Annotated in this window: 19 protein-coding genes; 9 read left to right on the top strand and 10 right to left on the bottom strand. The window is 64.1% G+C overall.

Annotation, left to right across the window (positions count from 1 at the left end):
- The gene (locus tag ACFW0B_RS18985) at positions 1–1,338 is read left to right on the top strand and encodes a sigma-54-dependent transcriptional regulator (protein WP_449150548.1); all 1,338 of its coding nucleotides are present in this window, start codon (positions 1–3) and stop codon (positions 1,336–1,338) included.
- A 132-nt stretch (positions 1,339–1,470) separates the two neighbouring features.
- Here ACFW0B_RS18985 and thiO read toward each other — a convergent pair whose 3' ends face one another.
- Positions 1,471–2,580: a glycine oxidase ThiO gene (gene thiO, locus ACFW0B_RS18980; RefSeq protein ID WP_004420126.1), complete on the bottom strand. Its 1,110-nt coding sequence runs from the start codon at positions 2,578–2,580 to the stop codon at positions 1,471–1,473.
- 58 nt (positions 2,581–2,638) lie between these two features.
- Here thiO and ACFW0B_RS18975 point away from each other — a divergent pair, with 58 nt between their 5' ends.
- From ACFW0B_RS18975 to ACFW0B_RS18945, 7 genes are all read left to right on the top strand, one after another.
- On the top strand, positions 2,639–3,172 hold the full coding sequence (locus ACFW0B_RS18975) for a GspH/FimT family pseudopilin (RefSeq protein ID WP_449150547.1): 534 nt from the start codon (positions 2,639–2,641) through the stop codon (positions 3,170–3,172).
- An 80-nt stretch (positions 3,173–3,252) separates the two neighbouring features.
- Positions 3,253–3,747 (top strand): GspH/FimT family pseudopilin, encoded by a 495-nt coding sequence (locus ACFW0B_RS18970; protein WP_036991271.1) that lies wholly within the window; start codon positions 3,253–3,255, stop codon positions 3,745–3,747.
- Positions 3,738–4,325 (top strand): type IV pilus modification protein PilV, encoded by a 588-nt coding sequence (pilV, locus tag ACFW0B_RS18965; protein WP_004420128.1) that lies wholly within the window; start codon positions 3,738–3,740, stop codon positions 4,323–4,325. The genes ACFW0B_RS18970 and pilV overlap by 10 nt, the downstream gene beginning before the upstream one ends.
- Positions 4,326–4,336: 11 nt before the next feature.
- Complete coding sequence (locus tag ACFW0B_RS18960; protein WP_004420129.1) at positions 4,337–5,269, top strand: PilW family protein; 933 nt, start codon at positions 4,337–4,339, stop codon at positions 5,267–5,269.
- Positions 5,266–5,748 (top strand): PilX N-terminal domain-containing pilus assembly protein, encoded by a 483-nt coding sequence (locus ACFW0B_RS18955; RefSeq protein WP_051050677.1) that lies wholly within the window; start codon positions 5,266–5,268, stop codon positions 5,746–5,748. The genes ACFW0B_RS18960 and ACFW0B_RS18955 overlap by 4 nt, the downstream gene beginning before the upstream one ends.
- A 22-nt stretch (positions 5,749–5,770) precedes the next feature.
- The gene (locus tag ACFW0B_RS18950; RefSeq protein ID WP_449150546.1) at positions 5,771–10,576 is read left to right on the top strand and encodes a PilC/PilY family type IV pilus protein; all 4,806 of its coding nucleotides are present in this window, start codon (positions 5,771–5,773) and stop codon (positions 10,574–10,576) included.
- Between the two features lie 20 nt (positions 10,577–10,596).
- The gene (locus ACFW0B_RS18945; protein WP_192817691.1) at positions 10,597–11,016 is read left to right on the top strand and encodes a type IV pilin protein; all 420 of its coding nucleotides are present in this window, start codon (positions 10,597–10,599) and stop codon (positions 11,014–11,016) included.
- A gap of 56 nt (positions 11,017–11,072) precedes the next feature.
- On the opposite strand, the gene ispH is transcribed toward ACFW0B_RS18945, so the two are convergent.
- The 6 genes from ispH to murJ all read right to left on the bottom strand — a co-directional run bounded on the left by ispH (position 11,073) and on the right by murJ (position 18,469).
- Positions 11,073–12,017, bottom strand: coding sequence for a 4-hydroxy-3-methylbut-2-enyl diphosphate reductase (gene ispH, locus ACFW0B_RS18940; RefSeq protein WP_004420133.1), 945 nt, complete (start codon positions 12,015–12,017; stop codon positions 11,073–11,075).
- A gap of 91 nt (positions 12,018–12,108) precedes the next feature.
- Positions 12,109–12,546 (bottom strand): FKBP-type peptidyl-prolyl cis-trans isomerase, encoded by a 438-nt coding sequence (locus tag ACFW0B_RS18935; RefSeq protein ID WP_449150545.1) that lies wholly within the window; start codon positions 12,544–12,546, stop codon positions 12,109–12,111.
- A complete protein-coding gene (gene lspA / locus ACFW0B_RS18930) occupies positions 12,539–13,042 on the bottom strand; it encodes a signal peptidase II (RefSeq protein ID WP_449150544.1) in 504 nt (167 codons plus the stop codon). The genes ACFW0B_RS18935 and lspA overlap by 8 nt, the downstream gene beginning before the upstream one ends.
- The gene (ileS, locus tag ACFW0B_RS18925) at positions 13,035–15,869 is read right to left on the bottom strand and encodes an isoleucine--tRNA ligase (RefSeq protein ID WP_449150543.1); all 2,835 of its coding nucleotides are present in this window, start codon (positions 15,867–15,869) and stop codon (positions 13,035–13,037) included. Before ileS ends, lspA begins: the two co-directional genes overlap by 8 nt.
- A gap of 15 nt (positions 15,870–15,884) precedes the next feature.
- A complete protein-coding gene (gene ribF / locus ACFW0B_RS18920) occupies positions 15,885–16,823 on the bottom strand; it encodes a bifunctional riboflavin kinase/FAD synthetase (protein WP_151131843.1) in 939 nt (312 codons plus the stop codon).
- A gap of 110 nt (positions 16,824–16,933) precedes the next feature.
- A complete protein-coding gene (gene murJ, locus ACFW0B_RS18915; protein WP_449150542.1) occupies positions 16,934–18,469 on the bottom strand; it encodes a murein biosynthesis integral membrane protein MurJ in 1,536 nt (511 codons plus the stop codon).
- Positions 18,470–18,686: 217 nt separating this feature from the next.
- Here murJ and rpsT point away from each other — a divergent pair, with 217 nt between their 5' ends.
- On the top strand, positions 18,687–18,962 hold the full coding sequence (rpsT, locus tag ACFW0B_RS18910; protein ID WP_069082204.1) for a 30S ribosomal protein S20: 276 nt from the start codon (positions 18,687–18,689) through the stop codon (positions 18,960–18,962).
- Between the two features lie 205 nt (positions 18,963–19,167).
- Here rpsT and ACFW0B_RS18905 read toward each other — a convergent pair whose 3' ends face one another.
- The 3 genes from ACFW0B_RS18905 to cgtA all read right to left on the bottom strand — a co-directional run bounded on the left by ACFW0B_RS18905 (position 19,168) and on the right by cgtA (position 22,064).
- Positions 19,168–19,632, bottom strand: a complete 465-nt coding sequence (locus ACFW0B_RS18905) for a CreA family protein (RefSeq protein WP_449150541.1) — start codon at positions 19,630–19,632, stop codon at positions 19,168–19,170.
- A gap of 15 nt (positions 19,633–19,647) precedes the next feature.
- Positions 19,648–20,766: a glutamate 5-kinase gene (gene proB, locus ACFW0B_RS18900; RefSeq protein ID WP_449150540.1), complete on the bottom strand. Its 1,119-nt coding sequence runs from the start codon at positions 20,764–20,766 to the stop codon at positions 19,648–19,650.
- Positions 20,767–20,846: 80 nt separating this feature from the next.
- Positions 20,847–22,064: an Obg family GTPase CgtA gene (gene cgtA, locus ACFW0B_RS18895; protein WP_449150539.1), complete on the bottom strand. Its 1,218-nt coding sequence runs from the start codon at positions 22,062–22,064 to the stop codon at positions 20,847–20,849.
- Positions 22,065–22,151: the final 87 nt, after the last annotated feature.

Below are 22,151 nucleotides of genomic sequence, written 5' to 3'. Positions count from 1 at the left end.
ATGACCCGACAGAGAGCCCTGATCGTCGACGACGAGCCCGATATCCGCGAGCTGCTGGAAATCACCCTCGGCCGCATGAAGCTCGACACCCGCAGCGCCCGCAACCTCAAGGAAGCCCGCGATTGGTTGGGCCGCGAGCCCTTCGACCTGTGCCTGACCGACATGCGCCTGCCCGACGGTACCGGCCTGGAACTGGTGCAGTACATCCAGCAGCGCCACCCGCTGCTTCCGGTGGCGATGATCACCGCCTACGGCAGCCTGGACACCGCGGTGAACGCTCTCAAGGCAGGCGCCTTCGACTTCGTCACCAAGCCGGTGGACCTCGGCCGCCTGCGCGAACTGGTCAACACGGCGCTGCGCCTCAGCGCTCCCGAAGAGGGCGAAGCGCCGGTGGACGCTCGCCTGCTGGGCAGCTCGCCGCCGATGAACGCCCTGCGCAAGCAGATCCAGAAACTCGCCCGCAGCCAGGCGCCGGTGTACATCAGCGGCGAATCGGGCAGCGGCAAGGAGCTGGTGGCGCGGCTCATCCACGAGCAGGGTCCGCGCGCCGAGCGCCCCTTCGTGCCGGTCAACTGCGGCGCCATTCCGTCCGAGCTGATGGAAAGCGAATTCTTCGGCCACAAGAAGGGCAGTTTCACCGGTGCGGTGGAAGACAAGCAGGGCCTGTTCCAGGCGGCCAATGGCGGCACCCTGTTCCTCGATGAGGTGGCCGACCTGCCATTGGCCATGCAGGTCAAGCTGCTGCGCGCCATCCAGGAGAAAGCCGTGCGTGCCGTGGGTGGGCAACAGGAAGTGGTGGTCGACGTGCGCATCCTCAGCGCCACCCACAAGGACCTGGCCGCCGAAGTGGCCGCCGGCCGTTTCCGCCAGGACCTCTACTACCGCCTCAACGTCATCGAACTCAGCGTGCCGCCGTTGCGCGAACGCCGCGAAGACATCCCCCTGCTGGCCGAATCCATGCTCAAGCGCCTGGCCCAGCAGAGCGGACTGCCAGCCGCCAGCCTCACCCCGGAGGCCCTCGACAAGCTCAAGTGCTACCGCTTTCCCGGCAACGTGCGCGAGCTGGAGAACATGCTCGAGCGCGCCTACACGCTCTGCGAGGATGACCAGATCCAGGCTCGCGACCTGCGCCTTGCCGAAGCCAGCGGCGCCGCCGAGGCAGGAGAGGCCAGCCTGGCGCAGATCGACAACCTGGAAGACTACCTGGAAGACATCGAGCGCAAGCTGATCATGCAGGCGCTCGAAGAAACCCGCTGGAACCGCACCGCCGCGGCTCAGCGCCTGGGCCTGACCTTCCGTTCCATGCGCTATCGCCTGAAGAAGCTGGGTATCGATTGAACCGACTCGCAGGCGAACTCGCTCGCTAAGCGGCCCGCATCATTCGCCGGCAAGCCGGCTCCTGCACCGCGCGCCCGCAGGAGCGAGCTCGCTCGCGAAACAACCCCAGGCCATTCGCCGGCAAGCCGGCTCCTACACCGCGCGGCCGGGCGGCGCGTAGGGCGCCGGGTCGATGATGGGCTCGCGTCCCAGCATCAGGTCAGCCAACAACCGGCACGACGCCGGCGCCAGCACCAGGCCATTGCGGTAATGGCCGCAGTTCAGCCAGAGCCCCTCCAGCCCGGGCACCGGCCCGATAAAGGGAATGCCCTCCGGCGACCCTGGACGCAGTCCGGCCCAATGCCCGACCAATTCGGCATCCCGCAATGCGGGCAACAGCTCGAAAGCCGAGGCCTTCAGGCTTTCCAGCGCCTCGGCGGTGGGCGTCTTGTCGAAGCCGGCATGCTCCAGGGTGCTGCCCACCAGGATATGGCCGTCACGACGAGGAATCGCGTAGCGCCCCTTGGCCAGGACCATCGCCGGCAGAAAATCCTCGGCGCACTTGAACAGGATCATCTGCCCCTTAACCGGTTCCACCGGCAGGGACAGGCCGAGCCCAGCCAGCAGATCCCCGCTCCAGGCGCCCGCCGCCAGCACCACGCGATCCGCCAGCACGTCGCCCCGTGCAGTCTCGACGCCTTGCACCCGCCCTTCGCGACGCACGAACCCGCGGACCTCGCAGTGTTCCTGAACCGACACGTTCGGCATGCGCACCAGCGCCTCGCGCAAGGCGCGGGTCAGCCTCGGGTTGCGCACATTGGCCACACCGGCCATATGGATCGCCCGACCAAAGCCTTCCCCTAGCGGCGGCACCGCTGAATGCACCTGCGCCATCGGCACCGACGTCAGTGGACGCCCTTCCCTCTCCGCCCAGGCCAGTGCCTCGGCTTCGTCGTCCAGGTCGAGCCAGTAGAGCCCGGTCTCGAACACCTCGGGATCTATCCCGGTTTCGCCCAGCAGCCGCTGACCCAGCTGTGGGTAAAAGTCCTGGGACCAATGCGCCAGGGCCGTCACCGCCTTGCTGTAACGCCAGGGATATAGCGGTGAGACGATCCCGCCGCCCGCCCAGGACGACTCGCGCCCCGTGTCGCCGCGCTCCAGCAGGGTTACCTGCAAGCCCTGCCGGGCCAACTCCAGGGCACTCAATAGACCTATGGCACCGCCTCCCACGATGGCGACGCTTTTTCCTACATCGGTTGGCATCGAAAACCCCCGCCTTAGACTGCCCGCACACAACCCCACCCAGGCAAGGACGCCGACCATGACAAGACCACTCGGGTACTCGCTCGTCGAACTGCTCTTCGTTCTCCTGATCGCCGGCATCCTGCTCAGCCTGGCCACACCCGCCCTCGTCTCGACCGTGCAAGACAATCGCGAGACGCAGGCCGTCAACCAACTGCTCGGGGCGCTGCATTATGCACGTGGCACGGCGGTGATGGAGCGGAAGGTGGTGGGGATATGCGGAGGTCGGTCAGCCTGCAATCGGCGCAATCATTGGCATGGACAGCTGATGGTCTACGAGGATAGCCCGGGAGGCGGCGGGCCAGCGTCGGACGACAGCCTCCTCCGAGTGACACCACTCCCCGGCGACCTCTACGTCCATTGGCGCGGATTCCGCCCGTCTCACTCGGTCATTTACAAGCCGGACGGAACGGTCGCGGGAACAAACGGCACCTTGACGCTATGCCGGGACGGCATCGCCGTCCGCGCACTCGTGATCAACGTATCAGGCAGAGTGAGAACTCGAACACCCTCCGATGACGATAGGTGCAACTTGTCAGCAACTCGTCGTTGATTCTGCTCGCTGGTCCACTCAAATGCGCTGATAATCCGTTCATCGGGTAGTGTTCTCCCAGGCAGAAACGGAACGCGGCAATGTATTCGCGAAAAGGATTCTCACTGATTGAACTTATGGTGGTCATTGCCATTGTGGCGATCATGGCCAGCATCGGTTACCCCAGCTTCTCGACCCTCATCATGAACAACCGGATAACTTCCCAGACAAATGCCTTGCTGGGGGTCCTCCAGCTTGCCCGCAGCGAAGCAGTGACGCAGCGCAAAGCGATGACGGTGTGTCCCAGCAGCAATCAGTCGACCTGCGCGGCCCCGAACAACAACCGCTGGGCGAACGGCCTGGTGATCCGCAATGCCGATGTCGGTGTCGTGCGGGTGCTGTCCCTGTCCGCCGACACCCCCGTGCTGGGCTCGGGCACCGCGTCGGTCGTCTTCGCGACCGATGGCACCAGCGCCGGAGGGACTCTGCGTGTCTGCGACAGCCGGGGCGATGCCGACTCCAGGACCATCCTGATCAACGCCGCCGGCCAGTCTCGCAGCAGGGCCTTTCAAGCGGGAGACCTTGCATGCCCATGACCTCACACCGCGCCAGCGGCTTCACCCTCATCGAAGTGCTGATCGCATTGTTGATCCTCGCCATCGGCCTGCTGGGCATGGTCAGCCTGATGATGACCAGCCTGCAATCCAACCAGAATGCCTATCAGCGAGGACAGGCCAGCCTGATCGCCTACGACATGGCGGATCGCCTACGCCTGAACCGCACCCTGGCGACGACCGCCAATGACTACGTATTCCTCCTTAACACCAGCGTTCCCTCGGACCCAGGCTGTCGCACTACGGGCTGCACGGCAGCCAATATTGCCGACCTCGACCTGCGGGAATGGCAGGAGAACTTCCGCGATGTGAACGGCACCGGTGTGGACGGCAACGACTATGTTGCGGCGCTACCCAACGGCGCCGGTACGGTCCAACGCAGCGGGCGCAGCTACCTGATCACGGTCAGCTGGGTTCCGAGTGTCAATAGCAAAGAGGTCGAGGAGGAGACCTTCGCCTGCAATGGTGTGATCGATGGCGACACCAACACGGTGGTGGCCGGAGAGCCCGACAGCGCGGCGAACGCCAGATGCTTCTTCCAGTTGAGGGTCGATCTATGAGGAATGCGGTCATGGAGTCCCGCCACCATAGCTCCGGATTCTCGCTCATAGAGTTGATGGTGACGATTCTCCTGAGCAGCCTTCTGCTGCTGGGAGTCCTGCAGCTGTTCAACGACGCGAGTTCATCGGACAGGGCCAACAGTGCACTTTCCCGACTCCAGGAAAGCGGCCGTATCGCGCTGGACGTCATCAAGCGCGACATCCGCAGAACCGGCTATCAGGGCTGCGCCAGCAGCAGCATAGCCAGCCGTACCGGGTCCAGCCTGATCTTCCCCCGCGACGCGTTCGGTACACGCAATGAAACGGCGGTCAATGGCGGCGTCATCGAAGGCGTGGGAACGGGCAGCGACACTCTGACGATTCGCTATGCCTCCCCAACGCCCATCACCGTATCGGCGATAGGCGGCACCTCGCTGACGCTGGCCAGCCCGATGAGCTTCAGCACGGATCAGACTTTCCTGCTGACCGACTGCCTGAACGTGGTGATCTTCAAGCCCAACGCTGCCGGCGAGAACGCCACGACGCTCACCACCGCGAACTCCAATTTCAGCGGTGTCATGCTCGGGGCACGGCTCTATCGCGTCGTGCAATCCACCTACGCGATCTGCGCCTCCGGCCGTGGTCTCTGCCGCAACAACCACGATGGCGCGGGCGCCCAGGAACTGATCGCGGATGCCGAGAACTTCCAGGTGCTCTACGGCATTCGCAATGGGGGCCAGACGCGCTGGATCACAGCGACCGATCTCAGCAGCACGCTGCGTGAGCAAGTCAGCCAGGTGAAACTCAGCCTGGTGATTTCCAGCCCGGACAATGCTTCGAGTGGCGCCAGCAGCCAGCAGTTCGCCATCGCCAACCTCGGCGACAATTCAACCCTGGCCGCCGTGAACGACCAGCGTATTCGCCGAGCCTTCACAACGGCCATCGAATTGAGGAACCGCCAATGAGTGTCATGCCCCGATATGCCCAGCGAGGCGCGGTGCTGCTGGTCAGCCTGGTGCTGCTGCTTATCCTGACGACTCTTGCGGTAACGGCGGCCTCCACCTCGGCGCTGCAGGAGCGCATGTCGTCCAACGCACAGCAGTCCAACACCGCCTTCCAGGCGGCGGAGAATGGCTTGGCGAACACAATCGCCCAGATCACCCCATCCAGTGCCCCGCCTTCGGATCAGACCTACCTGTACTGTAAGAATGTGAGCGGAGAGGCATGTGCGGCAGGAGCTGGGGACATGGCAGCCAGAGCCAGAGTCGCCGTAGCTGCCAGGGTGGAGGACGGCTACTCCATCCGCGAAGGTAGCGGCACGCCGATGGTGATGACCTATGACATCTCCAGCAGCGCCAGCCTGGACACGTCCAACGCCACTATCACTGGCAGCAACACCAATGCCCTGCATCGCCAAGGCTACATGACCGTTGAAATTCGCTGATGCAGCACCGAGGGCATCAACCATGAACAAGAAGCTCGATACCTCCCGCCGCTTCGCCGTCAGCCTGATGGCCGGACTCCTGCTGTTCAGCGGTGCCAACAGCTACGCGGACGATACCGAAATCTTCTTCGGCGGCCCGGCGATCGACAGCGGCATTCGCCCCAACGTGCTGTTCGTGCTGGATAACTCCGGCTCCATGAACTGGCGTCTGAACAGCAACAACACGGCGACCGGCACACAGAAATCGCGGATGGACGTGCTGAAGGAATCCTTCGCCGACATCATGAACAACACCCGCGACATCAACGTCGGCGTGATGGTCCTTAACGGCCGCAGCGAATACGGCGACTCGCGCTTCGTCTACCCCGTGACCTATATCGACCAGTCCCTGCCGGGTAACGCGGACCTGGTGGCCACCACGCCGGGCATTCGCGCCAGCACTGACGATGCGACCCAGGGCAACGCCAGCAACAACAACCGAGCAGTGGTGACCGATCCGACGCTGGTGATGGGTACCATCAGCTCTCTGCAGGACATCGAGGGAAGCGCCGGCACCTCGGTGCTTACGACCACGGGAGCCTTCTATCGCGTGACCGTTAGCGGTACCGAGTATGCCTGCCGCCTCAACCCGCCTAGCCGCAACAATCCAATCCGCTGCACCAATACGCTGAAGAACGACCTGAACCTCAGGCGCAGTGCGCCCGAGGAGCCCCTGTTCAACTTCCAAGGTCTGAACGTACCGGGCACGGCCACGATCAGCGAGGCCTACATCGAGGTCACGCCCACCAACACCCCCGGCAACAGCGGACGGCGCAACCCCGTCTTCAGTGTCCAGGTCGAGCGCAGCAAGGCACCCGCCGCCCTTAACGACAACAACACCCTGGGTACCCGCAGCTACCTCAACAGCGATACCACCCAGGCGTTCGGCTGGATCAGCGGCAACCGCGTGCGCATGGACATCACCGGACTGATCCAGACCCTGCGCACGGCCACTCCCGCGACCAACCCGACCAACTCGCCGATCACCGGGGTGTTCGTCCGCCTGACGCCTACCACGAACAACAACAACAACCAGGACTACACTTTCTGCGTCGAGGGCTGCGCCGCCGGCAACGCGCCTACGCTGGTCATTCGCTACACCAGCCAGGGCTATGCCCCCGAGCAACGCATGGGGGCCTTGCGCTTCCAGGACGTCGGCATTCCCCAAGGGGCCACCATCACCGAAGCCCGCATCAGCTTCGTGCCCGCAGCCACCACCGAAGCCCCCTTCCCGACCTTCCAGGTCAAGGCCGAGCGCACCGGCAACGCCAGCAGCTTCACCACCGGCGAAGACCTCACCAGCCGCAGCACCACCACCGCCACCACCTCCTGGAGCCCCACGAACTGGCCGCTCCAGGCCACGCCCGCCCCCATCCAGGGGCCCGATGTCACGGCACAGGTCCAGGAAGTCGTCGGCCTTTCAGGCTGGTGCGGCAACAACGCCATGGCGTTCTACCTGACGCCAACGTCCACTGTCGGTGCGATTTCCGCCAGTAGCTTCGACGGCGCCGGAGGCCTCCAGCCCACCTTGACTGTCAGCTACACAGGCGGCACCGGCGGCTGCTTCAATTCAATTGTCGAAGCCCGTATCACCGAGGAAAAGAATGACGGGCACCAGAACAACTCCGGCACCGTCACCCTGGCCGGCCAGACGCTGCCGATGACCACCCGGGAGATCGGTGCGCGCTTCGATAACCTGCCGATCAACCCCGGCGCGGAGATCATGGAAGCCAATGTCCTGATCACCCCAGCCGCGACGGTGAACAACCCGAGCCTGACCAGCCAGATCAGTTTCCAGAACAGCAACACACCCTCGGCCTTCACTACGGGCAACAACAACTTCAGCAACCGAAGCAGTCGTACCAGCGAGGTGCAGTGCCAGATCAACAGCACTACCGGCTGGGTTACCGGGCAACCCGTGGTCTGTGACATCGGCGGCCTCGCCTCGTCACTCACCTCGCTGTTCAGCGTCTCCAACAGCTGGACCCGAGGCAATGCACTGAACATGTTCATCCGCCATACCTCCACCAGTTCACTCACGGCGGTGGCCTACGAGACCAACCCCAGCCAGTCCATCAAGCTACGGCTGAAGATCCGTAATGGCGGCCTGTCCAACACAGTGCGCAGCCATGTCAACGCCCTGGTGCAGAACATGTATGCCGAGGACGGCACACCCATCGTACCGACGCTCTACGACTCTGCGCGCTACATGCGCGGCTCGATCTCCGGCCGGGATAGCCCGATCAACAGCACCTGCCAGGCTAACCATATCGTTCTGCTGACCGACGGCCAGGCGAACAACAACACTACCTCGGCAGTCAACGGCATCACCTCGATCATCGGCGAAAGTTGCACCTCCGCCGACAGTGGTGAGCTTTGTGCCCGGGATCTGGCCAAGTTCCTCGCCGAGAATGACCAGTCCTCCAGCATCGAAGGCACCAATACCATCACCACTCACACCGTCGGTTTCGCCCTGGATGCCAGCGGCGCGACGGCCAGCGCCGGGATCAAGCGCTTCCTCGCCGAAGTGGCGACCAACGGCGGCGGCGGCAGCTACACGGCGGAATCCGCGTCGGAGCTGAGCAGTGCCTTCAACCGAATCATCCAGGAGGTATTGGCGACCGACACCACCTTCGTGAGTCCCGGTGCGACGGTGAACCAGTTCAACCGCCAGACCAACCGCAACGAGATCTACTTCGCTCTGTTCAAACCCTCGGAAACCGACCGCTGGATCGGCAACCTCAAGCGCTACAAGCTGACCAACACCACCGGCAGTGAGGTGCTGGACGCGGACGACGTCCCTGCAATCGACCAGGCCACCGGTTTCTTCAAGGCCAGCGCGCGCAGCTTCTGGACAGCCAGCGCCGATGGCAGCAACACCGCACTGGGCGGGGTGGCGGCGAACCTTCCGGCGAACGCCAGTCGCAAGCTCTTCACCTACTTCGGCAACAGCCCAACGTCAGGTGCGGTCACACTGGATGTGCCTGCCCACCGCATCGATACGGCCAATACCACCAACCTGACCGAATCGGTGCTGGGCGCGACGGACACCACAGAACGCAGCCAGCTCATCAACTGGATCCGCGGCACCAACACAGATGGTACCGTCAGAAACAGCGTGGGTGACCCGCTCCACTCGGTACCGCGTCTGCTGACCTACCAGTGCAACACCTTCAGCAACACCGCGCTGACGGCCTGCTCCAGCGAGGACCAGACCGCCTTCGTTGGAACCAACGAAGGCCTGGTTCACGCCTTCAACACCGCAACGGGCGAAGAGCAGTTCGCCTTCATGCCGGCGGAACTGCTGCCCAATATCAAGCCGCTGATGGTCAACGCCAAATCCACCTCGGTTAAGCCGCGGGTCTATGGCATGGACAACAGCGTAGTGCTCTGGGCCAACGACCTGAACGGCAATGGCGTCATCTATGGTGGGCGCGACCCGAGTTCGACGGACACGCCTCGCTTGCTGACCGGACTGAACACGGGCGAGTTCGTCTATGCCTACGCCACCATGGGTCGCGGCGGACGCAGCCTCTATGCCCTCGACGTGACCGACCGGGCGTCGCCGAAGATGCTCTGGTTCATAAAGGGCGGAGAAACCCCGGGCTTCGAACGCCTTGGACAAACCTGGTCCACCCCGGTGCTGACTTCCGTCGACATCGGCGGCACAGCCACAAAAGTACTGATCTTCGGCGGCGGCTACGACACCAATCAGGACAATGTCAGGGCTCGGACCGCCGATGGCATGGGCAATGCCATCTACATCGTCAACGCTACCACCGGTGCGTTGATCTGGTCCGCCAGCGGGGCGGCCACCGGCCACACCTTGCGCCTGAACAAGATGCAGTACAGCATCCCGGCCCCCATCCGCGTGATCGACATTGACCGCAATGGCAAGGCGGACCAGTTCTTCGTGGGCGATATGGGGGGACAGGTCTGGCGCTTCTTCATCAACAACGGCAGCGCCGCCAGCAGCCTCGTCAGCCCCGTGAACGGCAACGGCTCCGGCGCACCGGACGCCGACGACGGCGTCTTCGCCGACGTCATCGGCGCGGACACCGGGACGGAGACCGCCACCCAGCTCGAACAAAAGCTCCGCCGCTTCTACAACGAGCCGGATGTGGCGCTGCTGAACATCAATGGAACTCGCACGCTGGCGATCAACATCGGCTCCGGCTATCGGGGCCACCCACTGAATGCGGTGACCCAGGACCGTTTCTATTCCTTCCGTACCCCGCTGGTCTACAACCCGACCACGGATGCCGCCAACAACCACACGACGCTCGTCGAGTCGAACCTGTATGACGCCACCGACAACCTGATCCAGGAAGGCAGCGCGACGCAGCAGACGGCCGCGGCCACCGCCTTCGCACGCACCTCCGGCGGCTGGTACATCCGCCTGGAAGGACGAGGCGAGAAGGTGCTCTCCGAGTCCGCCACCTTCGCCGGTCTTTTGGTGTTCACTACCTACGAACCCACCGCCAGCCTCAACTCTTGCCGCGCGGCGCAGGGGATTTCCCGCGCCTATACGGTCAACCTGTTCGACGCGACTCCTGCGGCGGAGAACGTGAGCGGTACCCCCGACAAGGCTGATCGGGCCACGCTACTCAAAACTGCCGGCATCCCGCCAAAACCCGTGTTCCTGCTTCCTGACAACGGCAGTGGCAATGATGGCGATGGCAGCGGTGGCGGAAAGGATAATGGCCCATGGGTGCTTTGCATTGGCACCGTATGCAAGACCATCAAGGGCCCCTACCAGGAATCCACCTACTGGATCGATGACAATTGAGGACGGCCATGCGAAGAGGAATGCACGGATTCACCCTGATAGAGCTGATGATCGCCGTGGTCGTCGTCGCGATTCTCGCAAGCATCGCCTATCCGTCATATCAGGGTTATCTGCGCCGAAATGCGTGCGAGGCCGCAAAGGCCTCGCTGACCGGACTGGCGAACGCCATGGAGCGCTTTCGGGCCCAACAAGGCACCTATGTAGGCGCGGCTACCGATGGTGTTCCGAATATCTATGCCACCCAGAGCCCGGAACAGGGCACCGCACAGTTCAACCTTGTGGTTGGCAACGCCACGGCAACCACCTTTTCGATCTCCGCTACGCCTGTCCAAGGCGGACTCTGGGGAGGCGCAGCCAACACCCTGACCTTGACCTCCACCGGTGTGCGCTCGGGCGGAGCCTCGCTGGTTAACGCCTGGGATCGCTGCCCATCCAACTGATCAGCTGAAACGAAAACGGGGCCCAAGGGCCCCGTTCTTCATTCCACTGGCAGGAATCAGATCGCCTTCACCCGCAGTTCCTTCGGCATGGAGAAGGTGATGTTCTCCGGCCGGCCATCCAGCTCAACGGCCACTTCCGCGCCCCACGCCCGAAGCTGGTCGATCACGCCCTGCACCAGCACCTCGGGGGCGGAGGCGCCGGCGGTGATGCCGACCCGACCGGCCTGGTCGAACCACTCGCGCTTGAGATCCTCGGCGCCGTCGATCAGGTAGGCCGGGGTGTCCAGACGCTCGGCCAGTTCCCGCAGGCGGTTGGAGTTGGAGCTGTTGGGACTGCCCACCACCAGGACCACGTCGCTCTCGCTCGCCAGTTGCTTGACCGCGTCCTGGCGGTTCTGGGTGGCGTAGCAGATATCGTCCTTGCGCGGTCCGCCGATGCTGGGAAAGCGCGCGCGCAGGGCGTCGATCACCCGGCTGGTGTCGTCCATGGACAAGGTAGTCTGGGTGACGAAGGACAGGGCGTCCGGGTTGCGCACCACGAGGCGGGCCACATCGGCCTCGTCCTCCACCAGGTAGATGGCACCGCCGTTGGCGGGGTCGTACTGGCCCATGGTGCCTTCCACCTCGGGGTGGCCGGCGTGGCCGATCAGGACGCACTCGCGGCCGTCGCGGCTGTAGCGGGCAACTTCCATGTGGACCTTGGTCACCAGGGGGCAGGTGGCGTCGAACACCTTGAGGCCCCGGCGGGCGGCTTCCTGGCGCACGGCCTGGGAAACGCCGTGGGCGCTGAAGATGACGATGACGTTGTCCGGCACCTGGTCCAGTTCCTCGACGAACACCGCGCCACGGGCGCGCAGGTCTTCCACCACGAACTTGTTGTGCACCACTTCGTGACGCACGTAGATCGGCGGGCCGAAGACTTCCAGGGCGCGGTTGACGATCTCGATGGCGCGATCGACGCCGGCACAGAAGCCGCGGGGGTTGGCGAGTTTGATTTGCATGCTGGTTACCTCGTGCAGCCGTCGCGGTCGGGAATCGCCCATTCGCGAGCAGGAACTAGGCGCCCCCTCGCTCCACAGGTGCCCCGCCCCATCAGACGGGGCGGACCGAGAGGATCTCCACTTCGAAGGAGAGCGGCTTGCCGGCGAGCGGGTGGTTGAAGTCGACGGTCACATGGGTGTCATCGATCAGCTTCACCACGCCGGGCAGTTCGGCGTTGGCTGCGTCATTGAAGATGATCAGCAGGCCTTCGGAGAGTTCCATGTCCTGGAAGTTGCCGCGCGGCATCACCTGCACGTTCTGCGGGTTGTGCTGACCGAAGCCTTGCTCGGGCTCGATGGCCAGGACGCGCTTGTCGCCACTCTTGAGGCCGAAGAGCACGCTTTCAAAGCCCGGGAGCAAGTTGCCGTCTCCCACCTTGAAGGTAGCCGGGTTCTTCTCGAAGGTGCTGTCCACCACGTCGCCGTTATCCAGCTTGATGGCGAAATGCAGGGTGACTTCCATGTCCGGCCCTATGCGATGTTCAGTCATGGGCGGGTTCTCCGGACTTCTTCGCTTTGAACATATCCAGCGCCAGCATCACGGCGCCGATGGTGATGGCGCTATCGGCCAGGTTGAACGCCGGAAAATACCAGCGGTTCTGCCAATGCACCAGGATGAAATCGACCACGTGGCCAAGCACCACGCGGTCGTAGAGGTTACCGAGGGCGCCGCCCAAGACCAGGGCCAGCGCAATGGCCAGCCAGGTTTCCTCGGGTTTCAGGCGCTTCAGCCAGACGACCAGTACGCCGCTGACCACCAGGGCGATCAGGGCGAACAGCCAGCGCTGCCAGCCGGAGCTGTCGGCCAGGAAGCTGAAGGCCGCGCCGGTGTTGTAGGCCAGGGTCCAGCTGAAGTAGTCGGGGATGACCACGATCTGCTGGTAGAGGTTGAGCTCGCTCTCGAAGAACCACTTGCTCGCCTGGTCCAGCACGAACACGAGGGCAGTCAGCCATAGCCAACCCAGGCGGCCGTATGCCTTAGGCATAGTGTCGAACCTCGCCGGCACCCTCGATGTTCTCCACGCAACGGCCGCACAGCTCAGGGTGTTTCACGAACTGGCCGACATCGGCGCGGTGGTGCCAGCAACGGCCGCATTTGGTGTGGGCCGACTTGTGGATCTTCAGCTTGAGACCGGCGACTTCGGTTTCCACGGCATCGGCCGGGGCGCTGGCCAGCGGCTGCACGTCGGCCGCCGAGGTGATCAGCACGAAGCGCAGCTCATCGCCCAGCTTGGCCAGGGCGGCTGCCAGGGCGTCTTCGGCGAACAGGGTGACTTCGGCCTGCAGGTTGCCGCCGATGGCCTTGTTGCTGCGTAGGTTCTCGAGCTCCTTGTTGACCGAAGCCTTCACGGCCATGACCTGCTCCCAGAACTCGCGGCCCAGCTCGAAGCCTTCCGGCAGCTCACTCAGCCCTTGGTACCAGGTGTTCAGCATGACCGATTCATTGCGCTCGCCCGGCAGGTATTGCCAGATTTCGTCGGCGGTGAAGGCCAGGATCGGCGCGACCCAGCGCACCAGTGCCTCGGCGATGTGGAACAGCGCGGTCTGGCAGGAGCGGCGCGCCACGCTGTCGGCAGCGGTGGTGTACTGGCGGTCCTTGATGATGTCGAGGTAGAAGCCGCCCAGCTCCTGTACGCAGAAGTTGTGCACCTTGGAGTAGACGTTCCAGAAGCGGTACTCGCCGTAGGCTTCTTCCAGTTCGCGCTGCAGCAGCAGGGCGCGATCCACGGCCCAGCGGTCCAGGGCCAGCATGTCCTCGACGGGCAGCAGGTCCTTGGCCGGGTCGAAGCCGTTCAGGTTGGCCAGCAGGAAGCGCGCGGTGTTGCGGATGCGGCGATAGGCATCGGCGCTGCGCTGGAGAATCTGCTGGGAAACGGCCATTTCGCCGGAGTAGTCGGTCGCCGATACCCACAGGCGCAGGATGTCGGCACCCAGGCTGTCGGTAACCTGCTGCGGAGCGATCACGTTGCCCAGGGACTTGGACATCTTGCGGCCGCTCTCGTCCACGGTGAAGCCGTGGGTCAGCAGCTGGCGATACGGCGCGTGGCCGTCGATGGCGCAGCCAGTCAGCAGGGACGAGTGGAACCAGCCGCGGTGCTGGTCGGAGCCTTCCAGATAGAGATCGGCAGCCGGGCCGCTGGCATGGCCCAGCTCGGCATGGGAGCCGCGCAGCACGTGCCAATGGGTGGTACCGGAGTCGAACCAGACGTCCAGAGTGTCGCTGATCTTGTCGTACTGGCCAGCCTCGTCGCCAAGCAGCTCGGCGGCGTCCAGCTTGAACCAGGCCTCGATGCCTTCCTGCTCGACGCGCTTGGCCACTTCTTCCATCAGCTCGACGGTGCGCGGGTGCAGCTCACCGGTGGCCTTGTGCAGGAAGAACGGGATCGGTACGCCCCAGTTGCGCTGGCGCGAGATGCACCAGTCCGGGCGGCCGGCGATCATGCCGTGCAGGCGTGCCTGGCCCCAGGCGGGAACGAATTCGGTCTTGTCGATGGCGGCCAGGGCGCTGTCGCGCAGCGTGGAGCCCTGCTCCGACTGTTTGTCCATGCCGACGAACCACTGCGCAGTGGCGCGGTAGATCAGCGGAGTCTTGTGGCGCCAGCAATGCATGTAGCTGTGGCTGATGACCTCGTGCTTGAGCAGCGCGCCCACTTCTTCCAGCTTGGCGACGATGGCCGGGTTGGCCTTCCAGATGAACTGACCGCCGAAGAACGGCAGGTCCTGCACATACACGCCGTTGCTCTGAACGGGGCTGAGGATGTCGTCGTTGCTCATGCCGTGCTGTTTGCAGGTACGGAAGTCGTCCTCGCCGTAGGCCGGCGCGGAGTGGACGATGCCGGTACCGGCGCCCAGTTCGACATACTCGGCCAGGTAGACGGGCGACAGGCGCTCGTAGAAGGGGTGGCGGAAGCGGATCAGGTCCAGCGCTTCGCCCTTGGCGGTGGCGATGACCTGGCCTTCCAGGCCGTAGCGCGAAAGACAGGATTCCACCAGCTCTTCGGCCAGCACCAGCAGGCGCGCGCCGGTATCCACCAGCGCGTAGTTGAATTCGGGGTGGACGTTCAGGGCCTGGTTGGCCGGAATGGTCCAGGGGGTAGTGGTCCAGATGACGATGGCGGCCGACTTGGACAGGCTCGCCAGGCCGAAGGCCGCAGCCAGCTTGTCGGCGTCTTCGACCGGGAAGGCCACGTCGATGGCGTCGGACTTCTTGTCGGCGTACTCCACCTCGGCCTCAGCCAGGGCCGAGCCGCAATCGAAGCACCAATTCACCGGCTTCAGGCCCTTGAACACGAAGCCGTGCTTGACCATCTCGGCCAGGGCGCGGATCTCGCCTGCCTCATTGGCGAAGGCCATGGTCTTGTAGGGGTTGCCCCAGTCGCCCAGCACGCCCAGGCGGATGAAGTCGGCCTTCTGGCCCTCGATCTGCTCGGTGGCGTAGGCACGGCACAGCTCGCGGGTCTTGTCCGCGGGCAGGTTCTTGCCATGGGTGGTCTCGACCTTGTGCTCGATCGGCAGGCCGTGGCAGTCCCAGCCCGGCACATAGGGGGCGTCATAGCCCGCCAGGGTCTTGGAGCGGACGATGATGTCCTTGAGGATCTTGTTGACCGCGTGACCGATGTGGATGCTGCCGTTGGCGTAGGGCGGGCCATCGTGCAGGATGAACTTCGGGCGACCTTCGCCGATCTGCCGCAGCTTGCCGTACAGATCGATGCTGTTCCAGCTTTGCAGCAGTTCCGGCTCGCGCTGGGGCAGACCGGCCTTCATCGGGAATGCCGTCTCGGGCAGGTTCAGGGTCGCTTTGTAATCGGTCATTTCAGTCCAGGCTCTTCAATTTGATTGAGTACCCTGCCAATAGGCACGGGCGGCAGCGACATCCGCATCGATCGCCGACTTCAGCGCCTCCAGGGAGGCAAAACGCTGCTCATCACGCAGCTTGTGATGGAAGGTCACGCTGATCCGCCGGTCATAGAGATCCCCGGCGTAGTCCAGCAGGTGGACCTCCAGATGGGCGCGCCCGTCGCCCTTCACGCTCGGGCGCACACCGATGTTGGCAACACCGGGCAGCTGCCGGCCTTCCAGTTCCACGCTGACCAGGTACACGCCATTGAGCGGAACCCGGCGACGCTTGAGCTGCACGTTGGCGGTCGGAGTGCCCAGCTGACGGCCAAGCTTCTGCCCGTGCAGCACCCGGCCGGTAATGGTGAACGGGCGCCCCAACAGGCGTTCGGCAAGGGCGAAATCACCTTCGGCCAGCGCCTGGCGGACGCGGGTGCTGCTGACCCGCAGGCCATCCAGCTCCACCGTGGCCGCGGCTTCGACGCTGAAGCCTTCCGCTGCACCGGCCTGCTGCAGGAATTCGAAATCACCGGCGCGATCGCAACCGAAGCGGAAATCGTCACCGATTTCCAGATGCCGGGCCCCCAGCCCCTCGACCAGGACCGCATGGACGAACTCGGCAGCGCTGAGTTCCCGCAGGCGGCGGTTGAACGCCAGGCAAAGCACCCGGTCCACACCCTCACGAGCCAGCAGCTCGAGCTTGTCGCGCAGACGGGTCAAACGTACCGGTGCGGTATCCGGGCCGAAGAACTCGCGCGGTTGCGGCTCGAATATCACCACGCAGGTGGGCAAACCAAGCTCAGCCGCACGCTCGCGCAACCGCTTGAGAATGGCCTGATGGCCGCGGTGCACGCCGTCGAAATTGCCGATGGTGGCGACACAGCCCCTATGTTGGGGCCGCAGGTTGTGGAGGCCTTGAACCAGCTGCATAGCACAAGTCTTGTTCACAAAGTGGTCGATTATACGCACAGCCGGCGCTGGACAACAGGCGCTATAAGCCCGCCAGCGCGACAAGTGGCGATGCGTCGCGGCTCAGCGAATCACACGGCCCGCCGGGCGAAGTCGCGAAGCCTGAAGCCCAGCACGGCCAGCATGCCGAAATAGGCCATCACACCAGAGCCGACGAGCACGCCAAGGCGCAGCAGGCGCTCGGGCATGCCACCCAGCTCCCAGGCCGGCAGCAGGTGCATTACGCCCAGCAGAACCGCACACATCACCAGCACCGCCAGCCCCAGCTTGACGAGGAACCGGCCCCAGCCGGGTTGCGGCTGGAACAGGCGCTGCTTGCGCAGCTGCCAGTAGAGCAGGCCGGCGTTCATGCAGGCCGCGAGGCTGATGGCCAGCGCCAGACCGGCATGCTTCAGCGGGAAAACGAAGGCAAGGTTCATCAGCTGAGTCGCCACCAGGGTGAAAACGGCGATCTTCACCGGCGTGCGGATGTTCTGTCGGGCATAGAAACCGGGCGCCAGCACCTTCACCAGGATGATCCCGAGCAGCCCCACGGCGTAGGCGATCAGCGCACGCTGGGTCATCAGGGCGTCATTGGCGGTGAACTTGCCGTACTGGAACAGCGCCACCGTCAGCGGCTCGGCCAGCAGGGCCAGCGCCAGGGTGCAAGGCAGCACCAGGAGGAAACACAGGCGCAGGCCCCAGTCGAGCAACTGCGAGTAGGCCTGGCGATCATCGCTGGCATAGGTCTTGGCCAGGGAGGGCAGCAGGATGGTGCCCAGGGCCACCCCGAGCACGCCGGACGGCAACTCCATCAGGCGGTCGGCGTAGTACATCCAGGACACGGAACCGGCTGCCAGGAACGAGGCGAAGATGGTGTTGATGATCAGCGAGATCTGCCCCACGGACACCCCGAAGATCGCCGGCCCCATCTGCTTGAGCACGCGCCAGACGCCGGTGTCGCGCAGATTCAGGCGCGGCAGCACGAGCATGCCGATGCGTTTCAGCGCCGGCAGCTGGTAGAGCAGCTGTGCCAGGCCACCAGCCAGCACGGCCCAGCCGAGGGCCATGACGGGCGGGTCGAAATAGGGCGTCAGGAACAACGCGAAGACGATCATGCTGACGTTCAGCAAGGTCGGCACGAAGGCCGGTACCGAAAAGCGGTTCCAGGTATTGAGGATGGCGCCGGCCAGGGAGGACAGCGAAATCAGGAAGATATAGGGGAAGGTCACCCGCAGCAGATCCGTGGTCAGGGCGAACTTCTCGGGGGTATCGGCGAAGCCCGGCGCGGTCACCCAGATCACCCAGGGCGCAGCCAGGATCCCCACCAGGGTCACCAGCGCCAGAACCAGCGTCAGCAAGCCGGAGACGTAGGCGATGAAGGTACGGGTCGCCTCCTCCCCCTGCTGGGTCTTGTACTCGGCGAGGATGGGGACGAAAGCCTGGGAGAACGCGCCTTCGGCGAAGATCCGGCGCAGCAGGTTCGGCAGCTTGAAGGCGACGAAGAAGGCGTCGGTCGCCATGCCGGCGCCGAAGAACCGCGCAACGATAGTGTCACGGACAAAACCCAGCACGCGGGAAAGCATGGTGATGGAGCTGACAGCCGCCAGCGACTTGAGCAGATTCATTCAGGGGTCCGGAGAGAAAGTGCGCCTCCCGCCGGGCAGCGCTGCCGGGGGAGGTTCAAGGCTGCCGAGTGTAGAGTCCGGGCAGGATAAAATCATCCGGAAGAAAAGCTTACGCTCGTCGCCCCATCCACCGGATCGCCCTTGACAAGCCCAAAGCGCGTGGGCATGATTCGCGGCCTTAATTTGATTCAATCCCCCAGTTTCGAGGAGCTTGACGGTGGCCAACACACCTTCTGCCAAAAAACGCGCCAAACAGGCTGAGAAGCGTCGTAGCCATAACGCCAGCCTGCGCTCCATGGTCCGTACCTACATCAAGAACGTGGTCAAGGCTATCGACGCCAAGGACCTGCCGAAAGCCCAGGCCGCTTTCACCGCTGCCGTTCCGGTGATCGACCGCATGGCTGACAAAGGCATCATCCACAAGAACAAAGCTGCTCGTCACAAGAGCCGCCTGAACGCCCACATCAAGGCGCTCGGTCAAGCTGCTGCCTAAGCTTGAGTTCTTGCGAAAAACCGGCCTTCACGGCCGGTTTTTTTATTGCCTGGACTTTGTACTCGCGAAGCTTTCCGGGACATCACCTCTCTGCCAGCAAGCTGGCTCCTGCCGCGATTTCCCGGCACAGAAAGCAGAAACGCCGCTTACCGATGAGGGATAAGCGGCGTTCTTATATGAACAGCACGCGCTCTTTCCAGTTATCTCAGGGCCTGTTCGGCCATGGCAGGATCGGGATTGCCGTGACGGAATTCTGCGGACTGCCCTCGATCACCCGGTCGCTATAGACCAGATAGACCAGGGTATTGCGCTTGCGATCGAAAAAGCGCACCACCTGCATGGTCTTGAACACCAGCGAAGTGCGCTCCTTGAACACCTCCTCGCCGTCCTTGAGCTCGCCACTGAAGCGGATAGGCCCGACCTGGCGACAGGCGATGGACGCCTCGGCTCGATCCTCGGCCAGCCCCAGGCCACCCTTCACACCGCCAGTCTTGGCCCGCGACAGATAGCAGGTCACGCCTTCCACCTTGGGATCGTCGAACGCCTCCAACACGATCTTGTCGTTCGGACCGACCCACTTGAACACCGTCGACACCGAGCCAATCTCTTCAGCCCCAGCCAGCAGCGGCACCACCAGCAGCGCCGCAGCCATTCCCTTGATCAGTCGCATCCCTTCCCCCACGCCTCAGACCAGGACCAGGTTATCGCGATGCACCAGTTCCGGCTCATCGACATAGCCCAGCAGCTTTTCGATGAGATCGGAGGACTGGCCAATGATCTTCTGCGCCTCGAGGGCGCTGTAGTTGGCCAGACCGCGAGCGATTTCCGAACCATCAGGACCGACGCAGACCACCATCTCGCCGCGACGGAAACTGCCCTGGACGGCCTTCACACCAACCGGCAACAGGCTCTTGCGATCTTCACGCAGCGCCTTGACCGCCCCCGCATCGAGCACCAGGGTGCCGCGCGTTTGCAGATGCCCCGCCAGCCATTGCTTGCGTGCCGCCAGCGTGCCGCGCTCGGGCGCCAGCAGCGTACCCAGGCGCTCGCCAGCCTTGAGGCGATCCAGCACCCGCTCGATGCGCCCGCCGACGATCACCGTGTAGGCACCGGAGCGCGCCGCCAGGCGAGCCGCACGCAGCTTGGTCTGCATACCGCCGCGCCCCAAGGCACCACCGGTTCCGCCGGCCACGGCATCCAGGGCCGGGTCATCGGCACGAGCCTCGAAGATCAGCTGAGCATCGGGGTTGTGGCGCGGATCGGCGTCGAACATGCCATCGCGGTCGGTGAGGATCACCAGCAGGTCGGCTTCCACCAGGTTGGCCACAAGGGCCGCCAGGGTGTCGTTGTCGCCGAAACGGATCTCGTCGGTGACCACGGTGTCGTTCTCGTTGATCACCGGGATCGCCCCCAGCTCCACCAGCGTACGCAGAGTGCTGCGCGCATTCAGGTAGCGCTTGCGATCCGACAGGTCGTCGTGGGTGAGCAGGATCTGCGCAGTGTGGCGGCCATGCTCGGCGAAACTGGACTCCCAGGCCTGGACCAAGCCCATCTGCCCCACAGAAGCCGCAGCCTGCAGCTCATGCACGGCGCTCGGGCGACTGCTCCAGCCCAGGCGGCTCATACCCGCCGCCACGGCACCGGAAGACACCAGCACCAGTTCTACGCCCGCATCGCGCAGGGCCACCATTTGCTCGACCCAAACCGCCATGGCCGAACGATCCAGCCCACGGCCATCAGCCGTGAGCAACGCACTACCGATCTTCACCACCCAGCGCTGCGCGCCAGTCACCTTGTCCCGCATATCGTCCAACCTTAGCTAGAAGGCCGCGCGGCAAGGCGCGCGGCCATGCGAACACTCCACAGCGCCGGGCGGCGCCGGGCTCAGGGCACGTAGAAGATTTCCGGCCCGTCGCCGTCATCCTCGTCGTCATCGAAATCGTCGTCATCGTCGGCACCGGCACTCTTCAGGCCGGCACGGCGCAGGGCGCGCTGGTCATCCATGGCCTGCAGACGGGCACGCGCCTCGTCCTCGATGCGCTGATCCAGCTCGGTGAGCCGTTCGGCGTATTCTGGGTCCTCCTCCATGCGCAGGCTGCGCTCGTCGAGGTAACGCATGATCTCCTGGGAAAGCGCCTCGGTACCTTCGCGCTCCAGGGCGGAAATCACGAATACCGGCCCCTCCCAACCCAGGCGCTCGATCACCGCCTTCATGCGTGCATCACGATCCTCGTCGAGAAGCTGGTCGGCCTTGTTCAGCACCAGCCAGCGATCACGCTCGGTCAGCGCAGGGCTGAATCGGGCAAGCTCTTCGATGATGGTCGCGGCAGCTTCGGCCGGATCGCTTTCGTCCAGCGGCGCCATGTCGACGATGTGCAGCAACAGGCGGGTACGCGCCAGGTGCTTGAGGAAACGAATGCCGAGGCCGGCACCTTCGGCAGCGCCCTCGATCAGGCCGGGAATGTCGGCCACGACGAAGGACTTGAAGCGCCCCACGCTGACCACACCGAGGTTCGGCACCAAGGTGGTGAAGGGGTAGTCGGCGACCTTCGGCTTGGCGGCGGATACCGCGCGAATGAAGGTGCTCTTGCCGGCATTCGGCAGCCCCAGCAGGCCAACGTCAGCCAGCACCTTCAGCTCCAGCTTGAGGTCGCGGGACTCGCCCGGCTTGCCCTTGGTGGTCTGGCGCGGCGCGCGGTTGGTACTGGATTTGAAACGGGTGTTGCCCAGGCCGTGCCAGCCACCCTGGGCCACCAGCAGGCGCTGACCCGGCTTGGTCAGGTCGCCGATGATTTCCTGGGTGGACGCGTCGATCACCGTGGTGCCCACCGGCACCGGCAGGATCAGGTCATCACCCTTGCGCCCGGTGCAGTCCTTGCTGCCGCCGTTCTCACCGCGCTGGGCATCGAAACGACGGGTGTAGCGATAATCCACCAGGGTATTGAGATTCGGATCGGCCTCCATGAACACGGAGCCGCCATCGCCCCCGTCACCACCGTTGGGGCCGCCCTTCTCAATGAATTTTTCGCGACGGAAACTCATCAGGCCGTTGCCGCCGTCGCCCGCTTTTACAAAGATCGATACTTCATCGACGAATTTCATCAGGACGCCTCCCGCCACGGGGACGGGTTGAGTGAAACAAAGCACATAGGATACAGGGAACCCTGCCCGATGCAGAGTTTCCACGAA

Source organism: Metapseudomonas phytobenefica (genome assembly GCF_043392685.1).
Lineage (GTDB): Bacteria > Pseudomonadota > Gammaproteobacteria > Pseudomonadales > Pseudomonadaceae > Metapseudomonas.
The sequence above is the reverse complement of the archived record's forward strand: the minus strand, read 5'-3'. Positions and strand labels throughout refer to the sequence as shown.